Source organism: Burkholderia stagnalis (genome assembly GCF_902830275.1).
In the GTDB taxonomy this organism is placed as follows: Bacteria; Pseudomonadota; Gammaproteobacteria; order Burkholderiales; family Burkholderiaceae; genus Burkholderia; species Burkholderia stagnalis.
Window position 1 is genome coordinate 1 of record NZ_CADESW010000002.1, and the last position, 18,992, is coordinate 18,992.

At 66.2% G+C, this 18,992-nt stretch carries 22 protein-coding genes; 11 read left to right on the forward strand and 11 right to left on the reverse strand.

The genetic code is table 11. The features are described from left to right. From HWY45_RS36580 to HWY45_RS03770, 5 genes are all read left to right on the forward strand, one after another. The coding region (locus HWY45_RS36580; RefSeq protein WP_208450109.1) for a hypothetical protein at window positions 1-206 on the forward strand (206 nt) is incomplete at its 5' end. A gap of 275 nt (window positions 207-481) precedes the next feature. After that, window positions 482-1,699 (forward strand): DUF2863 family protein, encoded by a 1,218-nt coding sequence (locus HWY45_RS03755; protein ID WP_059883887.1) that lies wholly within the window; start codon window positions 482-484, stop codon window positions 1,697-1,699. Between the two features lie 195 nt (window positions 1,700-1,894). Further along, the gene (locus HWY45_RS03760) at window positions 1,895-2,731 is read left to right on the forward strand and encodes a response regulator transcription factor (RefSeq protein WP_059883888.1); all 837 of its coding nucleotides are present in this window, start codon (window positions 1,895-1,897) and stop codon (window positions 2,729-2,731) included. Window positions 2,732-2,806: 75 nt separating this feature from the next. After that, on the forward strand, window positions 2,807-3,481 hold the full coding sequence (locus HWY45_RS03765; protein ID WP_059802015.1) for an energy-coupling factor ABC transporter permease: 675 nt from the start codon (window positions 2,807-2,809) through the stop codon (window positions 3,479-3,481). A 137-nt stretch (window positions 3,482-3,618) separates the two neighbouring features. Further along, window positions 3,619-4,278, forward strand: a complete 660-nt coding sequence (locus HWY45_RS03770) for a BspC domain-containing protein (protein ID WP_059883889.1) — start codon at window positions 3,619-3,621, stop codon at window positions 4,276-4,278. A gap of 82 nt (window positions 4,279-4,360) precedes the next feature. On the opposite strand, the gene HWY45_RS03775 is transcribed toward HWY45_RS03770, so the two are convergent. Together HWY45_RS03775 and yaaA are read right to left on the reverse strand one after the other, a co-directional pair. Beyond that, a complete protein-coding gene (locus tag HWY45_RS03775) occupies window positions 4,361-5,515 on the reverse strand; it encodes a M14 family metallopeptidase (RefSeq protein ID WP_059883890.1) in 1,155 nt (384 codons plus the stop codon). A 55-nt stretch (window positions 5,516-5,570) separates the two neighbouring features. Beyond that, on the reverse strand, window positions 5,571-6,353 hold the full coding sequence (yaaA, locus tag HWY45_RS03780) for a peroxide stress protein YaaA (RefSeq protein ID WP_059566237.1): 783 nt from the start codon (window positions 6,351-6,353) through the stop codon (window positions 5,571-5,573). 57 nt (window positions 6,354-6,410) lie between these two features. Here yaaA and HWY45_RS03785 point away from each other — a divergent pair, with 57 nt between their 5' ends. Further along, a complete protein-coding gene (locus HWY45_RS03785; protein ID WP_059883891.1) occupies window positions 6,411-6,890 on the forward strand; it encodes a putative toxin-antitoxin system toxin component, PIN family in 480 nt (159 codons plus the stop codon). A gap of 36 nt (window positions 6,891-6,926) precedes the next feature. Beyond that, entirely contained in the window at window positions 6,927-8,099 is a 1,173-nt protein-coding gene (locus HWY45_RS03790) for a pyridoxal phosphate-dependent aminotransferase (protein WP_059883892.1), read from the forward strand. An 89-nt stretch (window positions 8,100-8,188) separates the two neighbouring features. On the opposite strand, the gene HWY45_RS03795 is transcribed toward HWY45_RS03790, so the two are convergent. Then, the gene (locus tag HWY45_RS03795) at window positions 8,189-8,845 is read right to left on the reverse strand and encodes a glutathione S-transferase family protein (RefSeq protein ID WP_059566240.1); all 657 of its coding nucleotides are present in this window, start codon (window positions 8,843-8,845) and stop codon (window positions 8,189-8,191) included. 201 nt (window positions 8,846-9,046) lie between these two features. On the opposite strand from HWY45_RS03795, the gene HWY45_RS03800 reads away from it, so the two are divergent. The 4 genes from HWY45_RS03800 to HWY45_RS03815 all read left to right on the forward strand — a co-directional run bounded on the left by HWY45_RS03800 (window position 9,047) and on the right by HWY45_RS03815 (window position 12,511). Beyond that, entirely contained in the window at window positions 9,047-9,838 is a 792-nt protein-coding gene (locus HWY45_RS03800; protein ID WP_059566241.1) for an oxepin-CoA hydrolase, alternative type, read from the forward strand. A 7-nt stretch (window positions 9,839-9,845) separates the two neighbouring features. Beyond that, window positions 9,846-10,562 carry a histidine phosphatase family protein gene (locus HWY45_RS03805; RefSeq protein ID WP_059883893.1) on the forward strand — a complete coding sequence of 239 codons (717 nt, stop codon included), beginning with the start codon at window positions 9,846-9,848 and terminating at the stop codon, window positions 10,560-10,562. Between the two features lie 27 nt (window positions 10,563-10,589). After that, on the forward strand, window positions 10,590-11,699 hold the full coding sequence (locus HWY45_RS03810; protein WP_059883894.1) for a phosphotransferase: 1,110 nt from the start codon (window positions 10,590-10,592) through the stop codon (window positions 11,697-11,699). Window positions 11,700-11,818: 119 nt separating this feature from the next. Further along, window positions 11,819-12,511, forward strand: coding sequence for a glutathione binding-like protein (locus HWY45_RS03815; protein WP_059884019.1), 693 nt, complete (start codon window positions 11,819-11,821; stop codon window positions 12,509-12,511). Window positions 12,512-12,571: 60 nt separating this feature from the next. Here the strand turns inward: HWY45_RS03815 and HWY45_RS03820 are convergent, their stop codons facing one another. The 8 genes from HWY45_RS03820 to nuoN all read right to left on the reverse strand — a co-directional run bounded on the left by HWY45_RS03820 (window position 12,572) and on the right by nuoN (window position 18,979). Further along, window positions 12,572-13,048 carry a MaoC family dehydratase gene (locus tag HWY45_RS03820; protein WP_059883895.1) on the reverse strand — a complete coding sequence of 159 codons (477 nt, stop codon included), beginning with the start codon at window positions 13,046-13,048 and terminating at the stop codon, window positions 12,572-12,574. Continuing rightward, window positions 13,045-13,506 (reverse strand): MaoC family dehydratase, encoded by a 462-nt coding sequence (locus HWY45_RS03825; RefSeq protein ID WP_059566245.1) that lies wholly within the window; start codon window positions 13,504-13,506, stop codon window positions 13,045-13,047. Before HWY45_RS03825 ends, HWY45_RS03820 begins: the two co-directional genes overlap by 4 nt. A gap of 41 nt (window positions 13,507-13,547) precedes the next feature. Then, window positions 13,548-14,681, reverse strand: coding sequence for an acyl-CoA dehydrogenase family protein (locus HWY45_RS03830; protein ID WP_059883896.1), 1,134 nt, complete (start codon window positions 14,679-14,681; stop codon window positions 13,548-13,550). 45 nt (window positions 14,682-14,726) lie between these two features. Then, window positions 14,727-15,923, reverse strand: coding sequence for an acyl-CoA dehydrogenase family protein (locus HWY45_RS03835; RefSeq protein WP_059883897.1), 1,197 nt, complete (start codon window positions 15,921-15,923; stop codon window positions 14,727-14,729). A 106-nt stretch (window positions 15,924-16,029) separates the two neighbouring features. Beyond that, window positions 16,030-16,452 (reverse strand): DUF1178 family protein, encoded by a 423-nt coding sequence (locus HWY45_RS03840; protein ID WP_059566248.1) that lies wholly within the window; start codon window positions 16,450-16,452, stop codon window positions 16,030-16,032. 136 nt (window positions 16,453-16,588) lie between these two features. After that, on the reverse strand, window positions 16,589-17,179 hold the full coding sequence (locus HWY45_RS03845) for an NUDIX domain-containing protein (RefSeq protein WP_026044554.1): 591 nt from the start codon (window positions 17,177-17,179) through the stop codon (window positions 16,589-16,591). Window positions 17,180-17,228: 49 nt separating this feature from the next. Beyond that, window positions 17,229-17,525, reverse strand: a complete 297-nt coding sequence (locus HWY45_RS03850) for a DUF2818 family protein (protein WP_017331612.1) — start codon at window positions 17,523-17,525, stop codon at window positions 17,229-17,231. After that, window positions 17,525-18,979 (reverse strand): NADH-quinone oxidoreductase subunit NuoN, encoded by a 1,455-nt coding sequence (gene nuoN / locus HWY45_RS03855; RefSeq protein ID WP_059566249.1) that lies wholly within the window; start codon window positions 18,977-18,979, stop codon window positions 17,525-17,527. Before nuoN ends, HWY45_RS03850 begins: the two co-directional genes overlap by 1 nt. Window positions 18,980-18,992 lie beyond the last annotated feature (13 nt).

An 18,992-nucleotide genomic window follows, 5' to 3' on the forward strand; every position in this document is an offset into this window, starting at 1 on the left:
TGACTTACTTTAGTGTGAGACTCTTGATACTTTTGCTATCCGATCCGAGGATCGGTTCGCTGCCATCAAGCGCCCACACTTATCGGCTGTTAATTTTTAAAGAACGTTTCTGCGAGAAATTCTTCTTTCTCAGCAGCGCTGCGTTGTCAGCAGCAGAGAAACGAGATTATGAACACTGTTTCGCAGTTCGTCAACAACTTTTTTAACTACTTCGTTGCGACTGCGGGGTTCATCTTCCTGCGCCGGCCGGGTGCCCGACAGGCATCCAACCAACTTCGCTTCCCCCTTCCGCGCCGCGTTGCCGTTAGCGCGAAAGAGGCGTGATTCTAGGCACCTCCCACGAGATGCGCAAGGGGTTTGATGCACTTTTTTTCCGGCCCATCGATTCCACCCTACAACCCTACCGCGCAGCGAGGCCGCTTATGGCGCAAAGAACGGACTAGAATGTGAGGTTCTTCGCCCCTTTCTATACGAATTTAATATGCGCCAGCGAATCGCCAAACGTCTCCCCCCTGATGCCGACAAACTGGTCGGCCTGTCGCTTGCGCTCTTCGCCTCCGGCAGCCGCATCGAGGATCGCTTCTGGGAAGCGAAGCTCGACGCGCTGCTCGCCAAGATCGTTCGCAATGGCAACCAGACCACGCTCGACGCGGCACTCGATCATCTTCAGCAAAACCATCCCGACGCGTACGGTGCGCTCGCCGACATGGCCGAGACCCACAGCGAGTCGATGGTGATCGAACACGACGGCAAGCCCTATGACGCGCTGCTGATCGCCGTGCCCGTGCTGGCCTGGACGCGCTACATGATCCCGTCGGGCCCGCTGAAGACCGACACCGCCGACGCGCTGCGCGCGCATCTGCAGGCGCACGTGCTCGCGAACGACACGCTCGTCGGGCTGGCGCCGTTCCTCTATAGCATCGACCAGTTGCCGCGGCATCACGTCGAAACCTATCGGCTCGCCCAGCAGCTCGCACACGCCGCGCTCGGCCAGCATGCCGCCAAACTCAGCTTCGGCGACCTGCCCGAGACTTCGCCGATCCTGGCCGATCCGCGCTTCCTGCTGGCCGTCGTGGCCGCACCGGCAGGCGCCCCGCTGTTCCGCTGGCAGGAAGAAGAACACGGCTCCCGGATCGAGCGCGGCCAGTGCCTCGAACAATGGACTGCGCAAGGCGGCCCGAACCTCGCCATCGCGCTGCCAGGCTGCGAATTCGAGTGCCTGCTTCCGGACGCGTACTATTCCGCATGCCGCGATGCCGACGAACGCATTCGCCCGCACACCGTCCGAACGGCCATCCGTTATCTATTCGACACACTTGGTGCAGCGCCGCAGGAACTGCGCGCCGTGGTCGCGGGCTTCGGCGAACGCCGCATCGACGAGTACCGCGTCGGCTTCACGCGGCGCGGCAACAACGACGTGATTTACGGCGTCGTCTGGCCGCTCTACGGCCGCGAAAACGGCGACGTGGCAATCGACAATGCCGCGCTCGAAGGCGACTTGCCGATCGAGGGGCCGCTCGAGGAAATCGTCAGTCTGCTCAAGGAATGCGGCGTGACGGACATCCGCCGGCATGCAGGCCGCTTCGAACCGGAATACTGCGACGACTGCGGTGTACCGCTGTATGCAGACCCGCTCGGCGAGATCGTCCACGCCGAAATGCCGGAGGATGCGTCGCCCTCACAACCGCACTTCCACTGACGAATATCGGCCGAATAACCGTTCGTCGAAAGCCGCTCCCGGTTGCCGCCGGGGCGGCTTTTTTTACGTCCCAAAAACTTTCTGACTTTTCCTAAGCCTTTCGGCCAAGCAGACATCGTGTAAGGTATTTGTCATGATCTGGCTCAAGGCATAACGCCGGTAGCTCATTGTGCAACCCCCTTACGGAGGAAGATTATGCGGTTCCTGGTGTTAAGTTCAGACGCGGAGCGGCGTGACGGGCTGAAGGCTTTGTTGCGACAGATCGATCGCCACGCCGGGTACAACGACGCGCCCGACAGCTTCCAGGCCCGCCAGTTGCTGCGCAGCGAGCATTTCGACCTGATCGCGATCGACTGGCAGGACGTCGGTCGGCTCAGCGAGCTCCAGGCGCTTTGCAGCGCCTGTGCGCCGTCACCGGCCGCGGTCCTGATCGACGAGGCCACGCCGGAGGTGGTCCGTCGGCTCTTCAATTACGGCGTCGCTGGCGTAATCCCCCGCGCCACGCGGCCACATTTGATCGTCCGCGCGCTCGAACTGGTGCTGCTCGGCGGGCACTACATCCCTCCGATCGCCCTCAACCTGCAGCCGGCGCCGGTCACGGCTCGGCAAGACGCTCACTTCCAGGCCCTAGCCGGCAAGATCCCCCGCCGCCCGGCAGCCCGGCTCCTGTCACCGCGACAGGCGCAGATCATGCGCTTCGTTCACATGGGCAGCACCAACAAGATGATCGCGCGCACGCTCGGCATCAGCGAAGGCACGGTGAAGATCCATCTCGCCAGCATCTTCCAGCAACTCGGGGCAGCCAATCGCGCCGCCGCGGTCGCGATCTACAACGGCTGGCTGTCGCCACACCTCGAAGTCCTGCTGGCGCCGCGCGACAGCGCGCGCAAGCCGGCGCTGGGCGAGCGCGGGCCGCTCCCGCTACGCACCGTTCGCGACGACCGCAAATACCCGCCGCCGGCCGCCAACGACGGCTTGCGCAACACACTGCACGCCGCCGAACCGCCTGCCCGCTACCGGCGTGATCGCTAGCCGGACAGTCTCGCAATCGCGACGATCGGCGCGTACGGATTCCCACCTTTGATGTTCAACGAGTAATATGAACGCATGGGTTTTCTCTTCACACCGCTTCCGCTATGGGTTGGCGTCGGTGGCTGGATCGCCGCCGCGATCCTGCTCGCGCTGGCGATCTGGAAGCGGCCGTTCGTCCGGCTTCAGGACGCGACACTCCAGCACGTCTGGCTCGCGCTCGTCACGGCGATCACGGTGCTGTGGGCATCGAACGCGTGGCTCGAAGACGGGCTCGTCATGCACCTGCTCGGCGCGACCTTGCTCGTCACATTATTCGACTGGACTCTCGCGCTGATCGCGATGGGCGCCGTGACGGTGGTGGCCGCGATCATCTTCGACGCGCCGTGGCACGGCATCGGCCTGACCTATCTGGTCTACGGCGCGTTGCCCGTCGCCGTGTCGTCGCTGCTGCAGCGCGCCGCGATCGCGTGGCTGCCGCACAATCTGTCGTCGTTCATCATCGGCCAGGGCTTCATTTCGCCGGCGATCGCGATCGTCACGGTCGCCGCGGCCGCGGCCGGCGTGCAGCTCGCGCTTGCGGACGGCATGCCCGTCGTCATCCCGTCCGGCTATCTGTGGAACACGGCCCTGCTCGCGCTCGGCGAAGCGTGGTTCACCGGCATGGCGACGGCGTTGATCGCCGTCTATCGCCCGGCCTGGGTCACGACCTTCGACGTCCGCCGTTACCGCCTCGGCGGCCCGCGCGCGTGAGTGCGCCGGTTGCACTGTCCCGCGCGTGCGTCGCCACTTCGCATCTGCGACGCAGGAGAGGGCACCGTCTACTGTCGCGCAACTTTTTTGCGCTAAGATTGAACTCCTGATCTTCATCGGGCATCTATACGTGCCCGATGTCTCATTCGCTCCTCACCAATAACCAGATGGACAGCTCACCCGCCTCGCTCCGGATTCTCAGAGCGTTCGGCAAGCTGGCAGCCTGTGTCACGGGTCTGTCGCTTGCGCTTCCGGCGCCGGTTCTCGCGGACCTCCTCGACCAGCGCTCCGAACTGATCAGCAAATTCGTCAACGACATGCACGCCGACCCGCTTGTCGCGGACTGCGCGGCGCACGGCAGTTTCATCGCCAGCACATCGAGCGCGTTCGATCGCGTCGACTTCCCGCCCAACGCGTTCGAAAGCGGCAATGCAGCGGTCACGCCGTGGAACGACGCGTTCGACCAGGGCAAGCAGCGCGTCAAGGTCGACAACATCGTCACCGTCGAAGGGCTCGGCATCCGCAACGGCGGCGGCGAACCGGCGCCGCTGAAATTCCGCTGCGGCTACGTCGGCCAGCAGATGCTCGCGTTCAGCTGGAACGATCCGGTCCCGCCGCTAAAGCCGCGTGTCGAGCGGCCCGCGCCGACGACGAAGAAATTCAAGGGCAAGACGTCCGCGAAAGGCAAGGCCAAGGCGAAATCTTCGAGCCGCACCGGCAAGAAAGCCGTCGCGACGAAGAAATCCACGACCCAGAAGAAGGCCGTGAAGAAGAAATCGACGGCGAAGAAGTCCTGACGCGCCACGCGACGGCGCGAGACGCAAAAAAGCCGGGGCATCCAGCGATGGCCCGGCTTTTTCTTTCCCCGCGGATCCGTGCTTACGCGAACGTCTCGACGTGCCGCAGGATCGCCGCCAGCATCGCCGCGCCGAGCGCAGCACTGCGTTCGCCGCTCCAGCCGACGCGCTCGTCGGGCAGGTTCGCGTTGTCCTTGAACGGCATCTCGAGCGTCAGCGACAGGCAGCCGAACCGATGCCCGATGTACTTGGACGCAAGCTTGAGCGCGTCCTCCTTGTACTTGCTCGCCGCGTAGCCGTGCTCGTCCTGGAAGTCGGGGCTCGCCACCTTGAACGCGTCGATGAACGCCGCCTGCTCCTTGCCCTGCTGCTCGGTGAAGCTCGGCAGCATTTCCGAGCCCGCGACGAATACGTACGGCAAATCCTCGTCGCCGTGGATGTCGAAGAACAGGTCGCAGCCGATCGCATGGATCGCGTCACGCACGACCAGCACCTCGGGGCTGCGCGCGGCATCCGGCTCCATCCATTCGCGATTCAGGTTCGCGCCGGCAGCATTGGTCCGAAGGTTGCCGTGCACGCTGCCGTCCGGATTCATGTTCGGCACGATGTAGAACGTTGCGTGGTCGTAGAGCTTGCGCGCGACCGGATCGCCGGCCCAGTCGCCCCATCCGGCAAGGCGCTTGACGAGCCCTTCGACGAACCACTCGGCCATCGTCTCGCCCGGATGCTGGCGCGCGATGATCCACACCTTCTTCTTCGGCGCATCGTCCGTGTCGGGCGCACCGAGCGTCAGCAGCGACATCGGCCGCCCTTCGACGGTCCGGCCGAGCTCGGTCACGCTCGCCTGCGGCAATTGCTGAACCGCACCAAGGAACGCCGCATGACGCTCCTCCGAATACGGCTCGAAATACGCGTAGTAGATGCTGTCGAACTCGGGCGTATGGTCGATCGTCATCGTCTTGCCGTCGAAAGTCGTCGGCACGCGGAACCAGTCGACCCGGTCGTAGCTCGCGACCGCATGGTAGTTGCGCCAGCCCGACGGGTATGCACACTCGGCCGCGTTCTCGAACGTCATCACGCACCGCTCGCCGCGCGCTCCCGTCACGCGGTAGTAGAACCACTGAGCGAATTCGGCCTGGTTGTCGCCGCGCACGCGCAGACGGATCGCGTCCGGCTGCTCGCACGACACGACGTCGATCGCGCCGGCGTCGAAATTACTGGTGATCGAAAGGGTCATCGTTTCTCCTGTCCCATGCAAAGCCACGCCGTCGGTCTCGTGAACCGCAGGCCGGTCACTCGCCGATTCGCCGGCGATATACGTAGGTCGAATCGTTCGACGCTGCTTCGTCGAACGCATAGCCTTCCACCGCAAACGCCTTCAGCGCCAGCGGCTCGGCGACGCGGTGCTCCACGATATAGCGCGCCATCAGGCCGCGTGCGCGCTTCGCGTGGAAGCTGATGATCTTGTAGCGGCCGCCCTTCCAGTCCTCGAACACCGGCGTGACGACCGGGGCAGCCAGTTGCTTCGGCCTGACCGACTTGAAATACTCGGTCGACGCGCAATTGATCAGCACGCGCGACGCGCCGCTGCGTGCTTCCAGCTGTTCGTTCAGCGCGCGGGTGATCCGGTCGCCCCAGAACGCATACAGATCCTTGCCGCGGGCGTTCGCGAAACGCGTGCCCATCTCGAGCCGGTACGGCTGCAGCAGGTCGAGCGGACGCAGCAGCCCGTACAGGCCCGACAGCACGCGCACATGCTGCTGCGCGTAATCGAGATCCGCCGCCGACAGCGACTTCGCGTCGAATCCCTCGTAGACGTCGCCGTTGAATGCGAGCACCGCCTGCTTCGCGTTCGCCGGCGAAAAGGTGCGCGACCAGTCGGCGTAACGCTGGAAGTTCAGGCGCGCGAGCGGATCGGAAATGTCCATCAGCGTCGCGATGTCCTGCGGCGACAACCTGCGCAGGCCGTCGATCAGTTCCGACGCATCGTCGACGAACGCCGGCTCGGTATAGGCCTGGACATGAGCGGGGGTGTCGTAGTCGAGGGATTTCGCGGGGGAGAGAACGATTATCATAGAGGCTCGCTGGCACGCCGTGCCGAGCGGTCAGACGAAAACCACCGATTGTAACGAATGCCCAGCTCCCTCGCCCCGCGTGCAGAATGCCGCGTCGTGCTCGATTCGAATGTCTGGATCGACATTCTCGTCTTCGACGATCCCGCCACACGCCCGATCCGCGCCGCACTGGAACGCGGCGCCCTCGTCGCGCTGATCGACGGGCGCTGCCTGACCGAGCTCGAACACGTGCTCGACTATCCGCAATTCCAGGCGCGCGCGGTCGACAAGGCCGCCGCACTCGAAATCGTCGCGCGCCTCGCGCAACGGGTCGAACCGCCGCCTGTCATGGCCGACGCGCCGCCGCTGCCGAAATGCAAGGATCGCGACGACCAGAAATTTCTCGAACTGGCGCGCGCCGCGCAGGCCGAATGGCTCGTGTCGAAGGACCGGGCGCTGCTGAAGCTCGCCAAACGCACCGCACGCGACTTCGGCTTCCGGATCGCCCAGCCCGCGCCGTTCACCGAAGCCTGCGCGCTCGACGCCACGCCGACCTGACGCGCGCCGCGCCCTTCACTCTCGACAGCCACACCGATGAACGCTCCCTTCGACATGCCTACGACTCCCGCTTTCCCCTCGCGTCTGCCGAACGTCGGCACGACGATCTTCACGGTCATGAGCGCGCTCGCCGCCGAGAAAGGCGCGGTCAACCTCGGCCAGGGCTTTCCGGATTTCGATTGCGATCCGCGCATCGTCGACGCGGTGGCCGCCGCGATGCGCGACGGCCACAACCAGTATCCACCGATGGCGGGCGTCGCGCCGCTGCGCGATGCGATCGCCGACAAGATCGCGCAGGTGTACGGGCGCCGCTACGATCCGGCGACCGAAATCACGGTGACGGCCGGCGCGACGCAGGCGCTGCTGACCGCGATCCTGTGCGCGGTGCACCCGGGCGACGAGGTGATCGTCGTCGAGCCGACCTACGACAGCTACCTGCCGTCGATCGAACTCGCCGGCGGCAAGCCGGTGTTCGTCACGCTGGAAGCGCCCGACTATGCAATCCCGTTCGATCGCCTCGCGGCCGCGATCACGCCGAAGACGCGCATGATCCTGATCAACACGCCGCACAACCCGACCGGTACCGTGTGGCGCGAGGCGGACATGCGCAAGCTCGAGGAGATCGTGCGCGGCACCAACCTGCTGATCCTGTCGGACGAGGTGTACGAGCACATGGTGTATGACGGCGCGCGCCACGAGAGCGTCGCCCGCTATCCGGAGCTGGCCGCGCGCAGCTTCATCGTGTCGAGCTTCGGCAAGACCTATCACGTGACGGGCTGGAAAGTCGGCTACGTCGCCGCGCCGGCCGCGCTCAGCGCCGAGTTCCGCAAGGTCCACCAGTTCAACGTGTTCACGGTGAACACGCCGATGCAGTTCGGGCTTGCCGACTACCTGCGCGACCCGGCGCCGTACCTGACGCTCGCGGGCTTCTACCAGCAGAAGCGCGACTTCTTCCGCGCCGGCCTCGAACGCACGCGCTTCAAGCTGCTGCCGTGCTCGGGCACGTATTTCCAGTGCGTCGACTATTCGGCGATCAGCGACCTGCCGGAGGCGGAATTCTCGAAGTGGCTGACGGCGGAAATCGGCGTCGCGGCGATTCCGGTATCGGCGTTCTATCACGAGCCGCACGAATCGGGCGTCGTGCGCTTCTGCTTTGCAAAGCAGGAAAGCACGCTCGCCACCGCGCTCGAACGGCTCGCAAAGCTGTAAAGGCCACAGCGGGCGGCGTGGCACATCAAGCACGCCGCCGCTCGCGCCCCGCGCACCGCGGGGCCGGCAATGCGCACGCGCGACGGCGCTTATGCTCGCTTGCCGTTCGCCGCGGCCATATATGCCTTGCAGTCCTCCGTGACGCGCTTCGCGGCCGGACGCTCCCCGACCAGCTGCGCATGCGCCTTCCAGTCGATGCCCGCGTCGAGCAGGAAATCGTGGCCGAAAATCCTCTTCGTTGCCGAGCCGATGATCGGCAGGTGGATCGATGCGGCGATGTCCGCGAGACCGAACGAATCGCCGAGCACGTACGGCGAGAAGCGCGTCATCCGCTTGAATGCGCCGATCGCGCGCGGCAGGCGCTTCTCGACGTGCGCCTTCATCCCGTCGCTGACTTTCCCGCCGAAGAACGCCTCGGTGTAGATCTCGCGCGCGGTCCATTCGAGATACAGCTCGAGCGTCTCGACGAGTTCGCGCACCTTCGCGGCCGCGAACGGGTCGGACGGGAAGATCGGTTTCTCGGGATAGCGCGCCGCCAGATATTCGATGATCACCTGCGACTCGAACAGCGCACCCTGCTCGGTCTTCAGAAACGGAATCTTGCCGAGCGGCGTATCGGCGAGCACGGCCGGATCGGTGACCGGCAGGTCGCACGTCGATTCCTCGAAAGGAATGCCGTGCTCGAGCAGGACGAACTTGACCTTGTTGTAATAGTTGGACAACGGAATACCGCACAGCTGTAGCATCGGAGTCTCCTTCCTCGCTTGGACGCGGCCGGAACTACGCCCGGCTCGCGGGGATGCGTCGCGCTGAAAAGCACGTTCGTGCTAGTCTAAAACAGTTTCGCGTCCGTCACGACATCCATGCATCCGCAATGACAGCATAGTCCGCCGTCGCTGCAACGGATGCGGGATCGCGGCCGCGCCATCCAATGGAGACACGCTCGCATGAGTGCCGAACTGCTGGCATCCCGCCCGTCCGAGAGCGAATCGACGCTCGTCCTCACGTTGTCCAATCCCGGCGCGCGCAACGCGCTGCACCCCGACATGTATGCGGCCGGCATCGAGGCGCTCGCCACCGCCGATCGCGACCCCGCGATTCGCGCCGTGGTGCTGGCCGGTGCGGACCGCTTCTTCTGCGCGGGCGGCAACCTGAACCGGCTGCTCGAGAACCGCGCGAAGGATCCGTCCTACCAGGCCGACAGCGTCGACCTGCTCGGCGCGTGGATCACCGCGATCCGCGCGTCGACAAAGCCGGTCATCGCGGCGGTCGAAGGCGCCGCGGCCGGCGCCGGCTTCTCGCTCGCGCTCGCATGCGACCTGATCGTCGCCGCGCACGACGCGAAGTTCGTGATGTCGTACGCGCGCGTCGGCCTGACGCCGGACGGCGGCGCATCGTGGTTCCTCGCCCGCGCGCTGCCGCGCGCGCTGGCCGCCGAGCTGCTGTTCGACGGCAAGCCCGTGACGGCCGAGCGCCTGCATGCGCTCGGCGTCGTCAACCGGCTCGCCGCGCCCGGCAGCGCGCTCGGCGATGCGCTCGCGTGGGCGGATGCGCTCGCCGGCATCTCGCCGAATGCGCTGACGCGCATCAAGTCGCTGCTCGACGACGCCGTCGCGCAACCGCTCGACGCGCATCTCGTCACCGAACGCAATCACTTCGTCGCCTCGCTGCATCATCCGGATGCGCTCGAAGGGATCACCGCGTTTCTCGAGAAGCGCCCGGCCCATTACAAACGCTAACCCCGCCATGTCACGTTTCGAACTGCCTCGACGCCGCCGCATCTACCTGATGCGGCACGGCGACGTCACCTATTTCGACGATTCGGGACGCGCGATCGATCCCGACCGCGTGCCGCTCAATGCCCGCGGCCGCGACCAGGCGAGCGCCGCCGGGCGCGTGTTCGCCGAGCAGCGCATCCGCTTCGACCGCGTGATCGCGAGCGGCCTGCCTCGCACGCTCGAGACCGCGCAACGCGTGCTCGCGGAAACCGGCCAGCGCATCGACATCGAAGTCGAACCCGCGTGGCGCGAAATCCGCGGCGGGCATCTGTCGGACATTCCGCCCGAGCAGCATCGCGACGCGTTCCTGCGCGTGCTCGACGGCATCGTGCCCGAAGACACGCGCTTTCTCGGCGGCGAGACGATCGGCGAACTGATCGACCGCGTGCTGCCGCCGCTCGACGCGCTGCGCGCCGACCGCTCGTGGGACACCGCGCTGCTCGTGCTGCACGGCGGCGTGAACTGCGCGCTGCTGTCGCATGCGACGGTGCCCGGCCAGCGAATCTTCATCGGCCATCTGTCGCAATCGACCGGCTGCATCAACGCGCTCGACGTCGGCGACGATCCGCACGACTGGGTGATCCGCCTGCTCAACTATTCGCCGCCCGAAGCGCTGCACCGGGACACGCGCAACACGACGATGGAAGTGCTGTACCAGCAATACCTGCAGTTCGCGCAACCCTGATCGCCGCAACGGCGCGGAGCAGACACGATGGCGCAACCGAACGATCCCGCGGCACCCCGCACCGACTACGCCGCGTTCGAAGGCACCGCGCCGGTCGGCGAGCGGCAGCGCTTCGATGTCGATGTGCTGTCGCGCTGGCTCGCGGCGCACGTCGACGGCTTCGCGGGCCCGCTCGCCGTCGAGCAGTTCAAGGGCGGCCAGTCGAATCCGACCTTCAAGCTCGTCACGCCGTCGCACAGCTACGTGATGCGCGCGAAGCCCGCGCCCGCCGCGAAGCTGCTGCCGTCCGCGCATGCGATCGAACGCGAATACCGCGCGATGGACGCGCTGGCCGGCACCGACGTCCCGGTCGCGCGAATGCATGCGCTGTGCGAGGACGAAAGCGTGATCGGCCGCGCGTTCTACGTGATGGCATTCGTCGACGGGCGCGTGCTGTGGGATCCGTCGCTGCCCGGCATGTCGCCCGACGCGCGCGCCGCGCACTACGACGAGATGAACCGCGTGATCGCGGCGCTGCACGCGCTCGATCCGGCGGCGATCGGCCTCGCGGACTACGGCAAGCCCGGCAATTACTTCGCACGGCAGATCGGCCGCTGGAGCAAGCAGTATCTCGCGTCGGAAACCGAGCCGATCGACGCGATGCATCGGCTGATCGACTGGCTTCCGCAGCACGTGCCGCCCGATAGCGCCGGCGACGGCCGTCCTGCATCGATCGTGCATGGCGACTTCCGCCTCGACAACCTGATCTTCCATCCGGACGAGCCGCGCGTGCTCGCGGTGCTCGACTGGGAACTGTCGACGCTCGGCGATCCGCTCGCGGACTTCGCGTACCACTGCATGACGTGGCACGTCGACCCGCGCCAGTTCCGCGGCATCGCCGGCCTCGACTGGCGCGCGCTCGGCATCCCCGACGAAACGCGCTACGTCGCGCGCTACTGCGAGCGCACGGGCCTGTCGATCCGCGCCGACTGGAATGTCTACCTGGCCTACAACATGTTCCGCATCGCGGCGATCCTGCAGGGCATCATGAAGCGCGTCGTCGACGGCACGGCCTCGAGCGCGCAGGCACTGGATGCGGGCCGGCGCGCCCGGCCGATGGCGGAGCTGGCCTGGCAGTATGCGCAGAAGGTGCGCTGACGCGCGCCCATGCCACCCGACGGCGGCCGCCGGCAGCCTGCGTCGATCCATGCTCTAATGACCGCCTGTCGCGGCGCCCCGGCGGCGCCGCTATCGCGGACGCATTGAAGGAGTTGACGATGATCGACGTCTACAGCTGGGCGACCCCGAACGGTCACAAGGTGCATATCCTGCTCGAGGAAACCGGCCTCGACTATCGCGTGCATCCGATCGATATCGGCGCGGGCGACCAGTTCCAGCCCGACATCCTGAAGATCAGCCCGAACAACAAGATCCCTGCGATCGTCGATCCGGACGGCCCCGGCGGCAAGCCGATCGCGCTGTTCGAATCGGGCGCGATCCTGATCTATCTCGCGGAGAAAGCCGGCCGGTTCCTGCCGGAAGATCCGGCCGCCCGCTATGCGACGCTGCAATGGCTGATGTTCCAGATGGGCGGCATCGGCCCGATGCTCGGGCAGGCGCATCACTTCCGCCTCTATGCGCCGGAGAAGATCGACTATGCGGTCAACCGCTACACGAACGAGGCGCATCGCCTGTACAACGTGATGGACAAGCGGCTTGGCGAAACCGCGTATCTGGCCGGCGACGAGTACACGATCGCGGACATTGCGACGTTCCCGTGGACGCGCTCGTGGCAGAACCAGGGGATCGTTCTCGACGAATTCCCGAACGTGAAACGCTGGCACGAGGCGATCGCCGCGCGACCGGCGGTGCAACGCGGCGTCGAGGTGCTGGCGTCGCTGCGCAAGGCGCTGCAGGACGACCGCGCGCGCGAGGTGCTGTTCGGCGCGACGCAGTACGCGAAACATTGAGCGCCCCGCGCGTGGGGCGCTACGTCACGTAACGCCCCGCGCGCCAGCCTGCAACAAACGTCAGAAGTAGTGTCGCGTAATGAATTCCGCTGCGCAGACCGGCAGCGGCTCGCCGGGACGTTCGACCTGCAGCGTCACCGACCACGTCGCCTGCACGCCGCCCTGCCCCGCCGCTGCGGTTTCCTTCACGGCGAACAGCGCGCGCACGCGCGCGCCGACCGGCACCGGCTTCAGGAAACGCACGCGGTTCAGCCCGTAATTCACCCCCATCTTCTGCTCGAAGCGCAACGCATCGCCCATCAGCACGGGAATCAGCGACAGCGTCAGGAAGCCGTGCGCGATCGGGCCGCCGAACGGCGATTCGCGGCGTGCGCGTTCCGGATCGACATGAATCCACTGGTCATCGCCGGTCGCGTCGGCGAACCTGTCGACGCGCGTCTGATCGACGTCGATCCACCCGCTCGCGAGCGGCGCGTCGCCGACGCGCGCCGTCAGCGCCTCGGCCGACGCGATCACCGGCAGTGTCGTCTCGCTCACGCGTTGCCTCCGGCCGGATCGCGCAACCCGAAGATCACCTTCGAACGCACCGTGATCACCGTCTCGCCGCCGCCGTTCACGCCGATCCACTCGGTCGTCACGATGCCGCGATCGGGCTTGCTCGCCGACACGCGCTTGTCGTGGATCTTCTGGTACATCGTGATCGTGTCGCCGACGCGCACCGGCTTCAGCCAGCGGATTTCGTCGATGCCCGGCGAGCCCATGCTGGTCGAACCCGGCAGCACGTTGCGCACCAGCATGCCCATGAACACCGAACAGGTATGCCAGCCGCTCGCGACGAGCCCGCCGAACGGCGACGCTTGCCCCGCCGCCTCGTCCAGATGGAACGGCTGCGGGTCGTAGCGCTCCGCAAACGTCTTGATGTCGTCCGCCTCGAACGTGTAGCGGCCGACTTCGGTGGTACTGCCGACTTCCAGATCCTCGTAACTGATGCCCACTCTGTCTCTCCTTGGTATGCGCGTGTGTGCGCGAGTCGCCGCTACGCCGCGTCGGCCTGCATGAAGTCAGGCAGCGCGGCGATGCGGGCGAGATGGTGATCGGTGTCGCCGAGCGTCGTCTCGATGATCGACAGGCGCTTGAACAGATGCGCGGCCGCGACCTCGTTGGTCACGCCCATGCCGCCGTGCAACTGTACCGCCTGCTGGCCGACGAAGCGCGCGGCCTGCCCGACGCGCGCCTTCGCCGCCGACACGGCCTTGCGCCGCGCGTCGGCATCGGGGCTCGCGTAACGCACCGCCGCGAGATAGGTGAGCGAACGCGCCTGCTCCGCGTGGATCAGCATGTCGACCATCCGGTGCTGCAGCGCCTGGAAGCGCGCAATCGGCACGCCGAACTGTTCGCGCGTCTTCGTGTATTCGACGGTCGCGCGGTTCAGTTCGTCGAGCGCGCCGACCGCTTCCGCGCACAGCAGCACGGTCGCGTAATCGGCGATCCGCTCGAGCGCCGCCGAATCGCGCTCGCCGCCCGTCAGCAGGCGCGCGGGCGTGTCGTCGAGCCGGATCGTCGCGGCGCGCTGCCCGTCGATCGTCCGGTAGTCGGCAACCGTCGCGCCCGCCGCGCCGCGTTCGACCGCGAACAGCCCCACCGCGCCGTCGTCGAGCCGCGCGGGCACGATCCACACCTGCGCCTGCGCGCCGTGCTGCACGATCGACTTGACGCCGCTCAGGCGATACGCGCCATCCCGCGCGACGGCGCGTGTGTCGAGCGCGAACAGGTCGTAGCGCGCGTGCGGCTCGTGGAACGCGACCGCCAGGCGCGTGCGCCCCTGCGCGACGCCTTCCAGCAGCGCCGCGTCGTCGCCCGTGCCGGAACCGGCCACGCGCAGCGCTTCGACACCGACTGCCGTCGCCCAGTACGGCTCGACGACGAGCGCGCGGCCGAGCGCCTGCAGCGCGACCAGCAGGTCGACCGCGCCTGCGCCGAAACCGCCCTGCGCTTCCGGCACCGGCAGCGCGGTCAGCCCGAGCTCCGTGAATGCCTGCCATTGCGCGTCCGACACGCCGGCATCGCTGCGCACGATCGCCTGGCGTGTTTCGAAGCCGTACTGCTCGCCGAGATAGCGACCCAGCGCGTCGGCGAACTGCTGCTGCTCATCGGTAAAGGTGAAATCCATCGTTGTCTCCTGTCCCATGCTTCGCGTTCGGATCCCGCGCCACGCTCACAGTCCGAGAATCATCTGCGCGATGATGTTCTTCTGGATCTCGTTCGAGCCGCCGTAGATCGACGTCTTGCGGAAGTTGAAGTAGTACGCGGCGAGCGGCGCGGCATCGTCGTCGCCGGCCACGCTGTGCTCGCGCGCACCTTCGAGGAACGGCACGTCGAACGGCGCCGCGAGCGGGCCGATCGCCTCGAACATCAGCTCGGTCAGCATCTGCTGCACCTCCGTCCCCTTGATCTTCAGCATCGACGCTTCCGGGCCCGGCCCCTTGCCGCTCGTCTCGCGGCTGACGACGCGCAGCACCGTCACCTCGAGCGCCATCAGCTCGACCTCGAGCGCCGCGACCTTCGCGGCGAACACCGGATCGGCGAGCAGCGGCTTGCCGTTCTTCCGCTGGTCGAGCGCGACGCGCTTCAGGAACGCGAGCTCGCGTTTCGAGTTGCCGACGCGCGCAATGCCCGTGCGTTCATGGCCGAGCAGGTATTTCGCGTAGGTCCAGCCGCGGTTCTCGTCGCCGACGAGGTTCTCGACCGGCACCTTCACATCCTCGAAGAACACCTCGTTGACTTCGTGATCCTCGTCGAGCGTGATGATCGGCCGCACGGTGATGCCGGGCGTCTTCATGTCGATCAGCAGGAACGAGATGCCCTCCTGCTTCTTCGCGGCGGGATCGGTGCGCACGAGGCAGAACATCATGTCGGCGTGCTGGCCGAGTGTGGTCCAGGTCTTCTGCCCGTTGACGACGTAGTGGTCGCCGTGGCGCTCGGCCCGCGTGCGCAGCGACGCGAGGTCGGAGCCCGAGCCCGGTTCCGAGTAGCCCTGGCACCACCAGTCGGAACCGTCGAGGATGCGGGGCAGGTAGCGGCGCTTTTGCGCGTCGCTGCCGTATTTCATCAGCACCGGCGCGACCATCGACACGCCGAACGGCAGCACGGTCGGTGCGCCGATCCGTGCGCATTCCTCGTCCCAGATGTGCCGCTGCGTTGCGTCCCAGCCCGGGCCGCCATATTCGACCGGCCAGGCAGGCGCGGACCACCCGCGCTGGCCGAGAATCCGGTGCCAGCTCGCGTAGTCTTCGCGATTCAGTCGTTTGTGATCGAGAACCTTGGCGCGCAGCGCGTGAGGCAGGTTGGCCTCGAGCCAGGCGCGAATGTCGGCGCGGAATGCGTCGTCGGCGGGGGAATAATCCAGATCCATGCGCAGTGTCTCCTGTCGACCAGAGTCAGTGCTTCAGCACTTATTTTTGGTCCCATGCAGGGCTCGCCGCGGCCGACCGGCCGGGCGAGGAACACGCTGCGCAAGGTTATTGCAGCGGTTCTTTCAGCGCGGCAGGAATCGGCAGCGGCATCACCTCGATGCCTTCTTCGACCAAGGCTTGCGCATCCTCCGGGGTCGTGACGCCCCGAATGCTGCGCGCCGGCGCTTCGTTGTAGTGGATGCGCCGCGCTTCCTCGGCGAAGCGCTCGCCCACGTTCTCGGTCTTCTCCAGCACCTCGCGCAACGCGCGCATCACCTGCGCCTGCAGCGCGCGCGGATCGGCCGGCTTCGCCTGCGTCGCACCCGACAGGTTCAGGCGTGGCGCGGACGGCATGCGGCTGATCTCGGTCGTCCCGCACACCGGGCATTCGACCAGCTTGCGGGACAACTGCGCTTCGAATTCATCGGCGGAAGCGAACCAGCCTTCGAACCGATGACCGTGCGGGCACTGTAAGTCGAGAACCTTCATGCTGAATCAGGGCGTTTGGCGAGTGTAGCGCAAAAAGCGATTTTGTGAACGGTCGTGCTAAAACGAACGCCGGCAGCGTCGCTGCCGTGTCATCGAATTGTAGCGCGGCGTTCCCGCTACCGCTGACGCCCTGCCCTCAGGGCGTCACGACCGGGCCGAGCGGCCACGCGCCGGACAGCGCCTTTTCGAGCCACATCGTGCCGATGATCGTCTTCACGTCGGTGATCTGGCCGGTGCGCACCCATTCGAGCACGTCGGGCAGCGTCGCTGTGAAGGTCTCGAGGAATTCGCCGTCGTCGAGCTTGCGCTCGCCGGCCGTCAGGCCGCGCGCGAGATACAGGTCGATGAATTCGGTCGAATAGGAAATGATCGGATGGATGCGCGTGAGGAACACGTATTCGCGCGCGGTATAGCCCGTTTCCTCGCGCAGTTCGCGCACCGCGCAAGCGAGTGCGCCCTCTTGCGGATCGAGCTTGCCGGCCGGGTATTCGGCCATCACCTTGCCGATCGGGTAGCGGAACTGGCTTTCCATCAGCACGCGGCCATCGTCGAACAGCGGGATCACCATCACCGCGCCCGGATGCTTCACGTATTCGCGCGTCGCGTGCTTGCCGTCGGGCAGACGCACGGTGTCGCGCTTGAGCTTGAGGAATGCGCCGTCGTAGATCGCCTCGCTTTCGAGGCAGGTTTCGGTCAGTGCGGCGTCGTGATTGGGCAATTCGGCCATCGGCGGCTCCCAGGTTGAGCGCGACGGCCACGGGGTCGGCCCCGAGCCGTCAGCGTCGTTTGACGAGATACTGGAACGTGAAGCCGGGAAACGCGAACACCACGAACAAACTGAACGTGATCGCGTAGAACTGCCAGCCCTGTTCGAAGCGGTTGCCGGCGCGCGATTCGAGCCAGAAACCGAGCGCGCCGACGATGAAGTACAGCACGATCAATTCGCCGATCCGCACCCAGCCGCTCTTCTTCGCCGCACCGAGCGGCACGACGGCGAAGAGCCGCTGGTTGAGGAACGGCAGGTTGGCGCCCGCGAGCGCCAACAGCACGATGAACCAGCCTGCTGCCGACATTACAACGGCAGCGTGTGACGAATTGCCTGCAGGCAGGCCGTCAGCAGCGGGCTCGGGATCAGGCCGAGCACGACCACCGCGACGCCGTTCAGCGCCAGGATCGTGCGCTTGCAGAAATCGCCGGTGATCGGGGTCGTGTCCTGCGGTGCGTCGAAGTACATCAGCTTGACGATGCGCAGGTAGTAGAACGCGCCGAACAGCGACGTGATCACGGCCAGCACGGCCAGCCACGTGAGGCCGGCGTTGACGGTCGCCTCGAGCACCGCGAGCTTCGCGTAGAAGCCGACGGTCGGCGGGATGCCGGCGAGCGAGAACATCATCACCATCATCACGAATGCGAACACCGGGCTGCGCTTGTTGAGGCCCTTGAAGTCGTCGATCGTTTCCGCTTCGAAATCGCGGCGCGCGAGCAGCATCACCACGCCGAACGAACCGAGCGTCGTGATCAGGTAGACGATCGCGTAGAACATCGCCGAGCTGTACGCGCTGGCCGGCGCCGTCGCGTCGCCCTTCACGATGCCCGCGAGCAGGCCGAGCAGCACGAAGCCCATGTTCGAGATCGCCGAATACGCGAGCATCCGCTTGATGTTGCGCTGGACGATACCGGTGATGTTGCCGACGATCAGCGACAGCGCGGCGAGGATCACGAGCGCCGTCTGCCAGTTCTGCGCGAGCGGCAGCAGGCCCATCACCAGGAAGCGCAGGCCCCAGCCGAATGCCGCCACCTTCGGGCCGCCGCCGACGAACAGCGTCATCGCGGTCGGTGCGCCCTGGTAGACGTCCGGCACCCACATGTGGAACGGCACGGCGCCGAGCTTGAATGCGATGCCGGCGACGATGAAGATCACGCCGAACATCAGCACGGCCGCGTCGGTGTTGCCGCCGACCGCCTTGTACACCTCGGCCAGCTCGAGCGAGCCGGTCGCGCCGTAGAGCATCGAGATGCCGTACAGCACGAAGCCCGACGCGAGCGCGCCCAGCACGTAGTACTTCATCGCGGCTTCGCTCGACTGCGACCCGTCGCGGCGCAGCGCGATGATCGCGTACAGCGACAGCGACATCAGCTCGAGGCCGAGGTACAGCGTCAGGAAGTTGTTGCCCGACACCATCACCAGCTGGCCGAGCAGCGAGAACATGCCGAGCAGGAACACGTCGCCGCGGAACAGGTCGCGATCCTCGAGGTACTTGCGCGAATAGACGAGCGAGACCGCGAAGCCGAACGACACGACCGCCTTCATCGTGCTTGCGAACGAATCGACGACGACCATCCGCGAGAAGAAGTAGTACTGCTGCGGGTCGAGCGCCTGCACCGAGAACCACACGCCGGCGATCACCGACGACACCACCGCGATCAGATAGGTCAGGCGGCGGCCGGCGGCGCCGGCGAAGGTGTCGTTCAGCCACGCGATGACGATGGCGGCCATCACCAGCGCATCAGGCAACAGGACATTCATAGGAGCGTTTTGC

Coding starts and splice junctions, on each gene's coding strand:
- nuoN (WP_059566249.1), bottom strand. CDS start 18,979: ATGAATGTCCTGTTGCCTGATGCGCTGGTGATGGCCGCCATCGTCATC.
- HWY45_RS03760 (WP_059883888.1), top strand. CDS start 1,895: ATGCGGTTCCTGGTGTTAAGTTCAGACGCGGAGCGGCGTGACGGGCTG.
- HWY45_RS03770 (WP_059883889.1), top strand. CDS start 3,619: ATGTCTCATTCGCTCCTCACCAATAACCAGATGGACAGCTCACCCGCC.
- HWY45_RS03775 (WP_059883890.1), bottom strand. CDS start 5,515: ATGACCCTTTCGATCACCAGTAATTTCGACGCCGGCGCGATCGACGTC.
- HWY45_RS03815 (WP_059884019.1), top strand. CDS start 11,819: ATGATCGACGTCTACAGCTGGGCGACCCCGAACGGTCACAAGGTGCAT.
- yaaA (WP_059566237.1), bottom strand. CDS start 6,353: ATGATAATCGTTCTCTCCCCCGCGAAATCCCTCGACTACGACACCCCC.
- HWY45_RS03785 (WP_059883891.1), top strand. CDS start 6,411: ATGCCCAGCTCCCTCGCCCCGCGTGCAGAATGCCGCGTCGTGCTCGAT.
- HWY45_RS03755 (WP_059883887.1), top strand. CDS start 482: ATGCGCCAGCGAATCGCCAAACGTCTCCCCCCTGATGCCGACAAACTG.
- HWY45_RS03830 (WP_059883896.1), bottom strand. CDS start 14,681: ATGGATTTCACCTTTACCGATGAGCAGCAGCAGTTCGCCGACGCGCTG.
- HWY45_RS03845 (WP_026044554.1), bottom strand. CDS start 17,179: ATGGCCGAATTGCCCAATCACGACGCCGCACTGACCGAAACCTGCCTC.
- HWY45_RS03835 (WP_059883897.1), bottom strand. CDS start 15,923: ATGGATCTGGATTATTCCCCCGCCGACGACGCATTCCGCGCCGACATT.
- HWY45_RS03790 (WP_059883892.1), top strand. CDS start 6,927: ATGAACGCTCCCTTCGACATGCCTACGACTCCCGCTTTCCCCTCGCGT.
- HWY45_RS03805 (WP_059883893.1), top strand. CDS start 9,846: ATGTCACGTTTCGAACTGCCTCGACGCCGCCGCATCTACCTGATGCGG.
- HWY45_RS03765 (WP_059802015.1), top strand. CDS start 2,807: ATGGGTTTTCTCTTCACACCGCTTCCGCTATGGGTTGGCGTCGGTGGC.
- HWY45_RS03850 (WP_017331612.1), bottom strand. CDS start 17,525: ATGTCGGCAGCAGGCTGGTTCATCGTGCTGTTGGCGCTCGCGGGCGCC.
- HWY45_RS03795 (WP_059566240.1), bottom strand. CDS start 8,845: ATGCTACAGCTGTGCGGTATTCCGTTGTCCAACTATTACAACAAGGTC.
- HWY45_RS03800 (WP_059566241.1), top strand. CDS start 9,047: ATGAGTGCCGAACTGCTGGCATCCCGCCCGTCCGAGAGCGAATCGACG.
- HWY45_RS03810 (WP_059883894.1), top strand. CDS start 10,590: ATGGCGCAACCGAACGATCCCGCGGCACCCCGCACCGACTACGCCGCG.
- HWY45_RS03840 (WP_059566248.1), bottom strand. CDS start 16,452: ATGAAGGTTCTCGACTTACAGTGCCCGCACGGTCATCGGTTCGAAGGC.